We start from the raw sequence: 3,448 nt of genomic DNA on the forward strand, positions 1-3,448 counted from the left end.
GAACCAATCTATTCTGTATCAACTTAGGGTGTCAACTAAAGCGGGTCAACTCCACTATGGAAGAGATTCTACAGGCCCAACGCCTTTAAGTTAATCTTACTCATAGCGTAACGCAAACAGCGGGAGGTAATCTCCCGCTGTTTCTATTTTTCGACCCTTGTTTCAAGTGGTCGTTTCAATTAAAATTAACTCTTTAATAGTGCCAAATTTCACAACTACATATAGGTTCTTAAGGAGGAATTGGTGTTAACGAGCGATTTTTCAAAGGTCGAAGTCAAAATAGACGATACGACCCTTCGCGACGGAGAGCAGACGGCTGGTGTCGTCTTCTCCAACCACGAGAAGATAAGGATCGCCAAACTATTGGATGAGATAGGCGTCGATCAGATAGAGGTCGGCATCCCGGCCATGGGCGGCGACGAGAAGGAGTCGATCAAGAAGATAGTCGATCTTGGGCTCAAAGCCAGCATCTTGGCTTGGAACAGAACCGTCATCGATGACATTAAGCATTCTGTAGATTGCGGGGTAAAGGCGGTCGCCGTCTCCATTTCTGCTTCCGATATCCACATGGAACACAAGCTCAAGAAGGACAGGGCCTGGGTTTTGGAGAGCATAAAGACTTCGGTTGACTTTGCCAAGAGCCATGATCTCTACGTCTCGGTCAATGCCGAAGACGCCTCAAGGGCCGATCGCGGTTTTTTGATTGAATTTGCCAAGGTTGCCAAGAGCCACGGAGCAGACCGTTTGCGTTACTGTGATACCCTGGGGGTTATGGAGCCCTTCAGCACATACAACGACATCAAGGCCCTAAAGGATGCTGTAGATATCGACATTGAGATGCACACCCATAACGACTTCGGCATGGCTACCGCCAACGCCTTGGCAGGCGTTCTAGCCGGAGCGATCTGGATAAACACCACCATAAATGGCCTCGGTGAGCGGGCGGGAAATGCTGCGCTTGAAGAGGTGGTCATGGCTCTAAAGTGCATCGGCGGCCTTGATCTCGGCTTTGAGACCGAGAAGTTTCGGGCGCTTTCCGAGTATGTGGCCAACGCTTCGGCTAGGACGATTCCGGCCTGGAAGTCGATCGTCGGCACCAACGTCTTTGCCCACGAGTCGGGCATCCATGCCGACGGCGTTTTGAAGCACCCCCAGACCTATGAGGCCTTCTCCCCCGAGGAGGTCGGCCTCTTTCGTCAGATAGTCATTGGCAAACATTCGGGAACCCACGCGGTTTCGGCCAAATTTCATGAATACGGCATAGAGCTAAATGATCAGGAGGCCAAAGATATTTTGGCCAAAGTGAGGCGGGCTTCCGTGGAACTCAAAAGAGCTCTCTTCGACAAAGAGCTCATGTATATCTACCAGGATTACAAGAAGGAAAAAGGGAGAGCATGAAGCAGACCCTAGCCGAGAAGATCTTAAGCCGAAAGAGCGGGCAGGGTGTCAAGGCCGGCGACATAGTCGTCGTCGATGTGGATGTGGCCATGGTCCAGGATGGGACCGGGCCGCTCGCCGTCGAACAGCTCAAAAAGATGGATAAGGAGCAGGCAGCAAATCCCGAAAAGACCATCCTCTTCATAGATCACGCCGCCCCAAGTCCCAGGCGCGAGCTCTCCAACGCCCACACCATCCTTAGAGACTTTGCCAAGAAGACCGGCTCTCAGCTTAGCGAGGCGGGAGAAGGAGTCTGCCATCAGATACTGGTTGAATCACATGTAAACCCCGGCGACGTGGTTATCGGGGCCGACTCCCACACCTGCACCTCGGGAGCTCTGGCTGCCTTTGCGACCGGCATGGGCTCGACTGATGTGGCCATCGGGATGGCATCCGGCAAGACCTGGTTTAGGGTGCCCGAAACGATCCGCATAAGCGTAAGCGGCGATTTTCAAAAGGGCGTATATGCCAAGGACTTAATACTTCACATCATCGGGCTTATCGGGGCCGACGGGGCTACCTACAAGGCGCTCGAATTTGGCGGGGCGACCATCGATAAGATGAGTATGGCGGATCGCTTCGTTCTCTCCAATATGGCTGTGGAGGCCGGGGCCAAGGTGGGTCTGATCGCTTCCGACGCTACCACCAAGGCCTATCTTGACTCGGTGGGCAGGGGAGATAAATTCATCGAGCTTGCGCCGGACTTGGGCGTCGAATATGAGCGGGCTATCGAGATCGACGCCTTAAAGCTCGAGCCGACCATATCATTTCCCCACACAGTCGATAATACCAAAAAGATTTCCGAGGTGGGCGAAGTTAAGCTGGATCAGGTCTTCATCGGCACCTGCACCAATGGCCGGATAGAGGATTTGCGCATCGCAGCCCAAATCCTAAAGGGCAAAAAGCGGCACCCAGACACCCGCCTTTTGATCTGCCCGGCCTCCAAAAAGGTCTATCTTGAGGCGATAAAAGAAGGTCTCATAGAGATATTCATCGAGGCGAATGCCGCCATAATGAACCCCGGTTGCGGAGCCTGCGTAGGCGTCCATCAGGGGATACTAGCTGATGGTGAAAGGTGTTTGGCCACTCAGAACAGGAATTTTAAGGGCCGGATGGGAAATCCGGAAGGATTCATATATCTCTCATCTCCGGCAACCGCCGCCGCCTCTGCCATCGAAGGCAAGATAGTTGATCCCAGAAAGTATCTGTAGGAGGCTTTGTGATTTTTAAAGGAAAATCTCACAAATTTGGAGACGATATAAGCACCGACCTCATCGCGCCAGGCAGGCTATTCCACCTTAGAACCAACTTGCCCGAGCTTGCCAAACACGTGCTCGAAGATGCCGATTCTGATTTTGCCAAAAAGGTGCAGGCTGGCGACTTTGTGGTTGGCGGCAAGAATTTTGGTCTGGGCTCCTCGCGCGAGCATGCCCCGACAATCATTAAGTTGGCTGGCGTCTCGGCCGTCTTGGCTAAGTCATTTGCACGTATATTTTATCGAAATGCCATAAATGTTGGTCTTCCGGTTCTTGTTTGTGATACAGACCAAATAACCGCGGGCGACGAGCTTGAGGTAAACGTGGGTGAGGGGATCATCAAGAACCTCACCAAGGGGATCAACATAAAGACGGACACCTTGCCCAAGGCCATGCTCAACATCTTGGAAGACGGCGGACTGGTAGCTCATTTTCAGAAGCACGACGGATTTAAGCTGGATTAGAATAGTAGGGAGTAGTTTCCAACCCCAAACCCCAAGCTACCAACTAATCACTCCCAACCACATGGAGGTTTCATGCATAAGATCACCCTCATACCCGGAGATGGGATCGGAAAAGAGATATCCCTTGCCATGACGCGGGTCGTCGAGGCGACCGGCGTAAAGATAGAATGGGAGACGGCCCTGGCCGGGGCCGAGGTCATGGAGAAATACGGCACGCCTCTTCCCGAAGAAGTCTTGGAGTCGGTCAGAAGAAACAAGGTGGCCATCAAGGGGCCGATAACCACTCCGGTC

Annotated in this window: 4 protein-coding genes; all 4 read left to right on the forward strand. The window is 52.6% G+C overall.

The features are described from left to right. Positions 1–243: 243 nt before the first annotated feature. The gene (gene nifV, locus QMD53_06940; protein ID MDI6800372.1) at positions 244–1,398 is read left to right on the forward strand and encodes a homocitrate synthase; all 1,155 of its coding nucleotides are present in this window, start codon (positions 244–246) and stop codon (positions 1,396–1,398) included. Beyond that, positions 1,395–2,648, forward strand: coding sequence for a 3-isopropylmalate dehydratase large subunit (locus QMD53_06945; protein ID MDI6800373.1), 1,254 nt, complete (start codon positions 1,395–1,397; stop codon positions 2,646–2,648). The genes nifV and QMD53_06945 overlap by 4 nt, the downstream gene beginning before the upstream one ends. Before the next feature lie 11 nt (positions 2,649–2,659). After that, positions 2,660–3,157, forward strand: a complete 498-nt coding sequence (locus QMD53_06950) for a 3-isopropylmalate dehydratase small subunit (protein MDI6800374.1) — start codon at positions 2,660–2,662, stop codon at positions 3,155–3,157. Between the two features lie 72 nt (positions 3,158–3,229). Next, a partial coding sequence (locus QMD53_06955) for an isocitrate/isopropylmalate family dehydrogenase (GenBank protein MDI6800375.1) occupies positions 3,230–3,448 on the forward strand: 219 nt, incomplete at its 3' end.

Source organism: Actinomycetota bacterium (genome assembly GCA_030017835.1).
Classification (GTDB): Bacteria; Actinomycetota; Aquicultoria; order UBA3085; family Oleimmundimicrobiaceae; genus Yes70-04.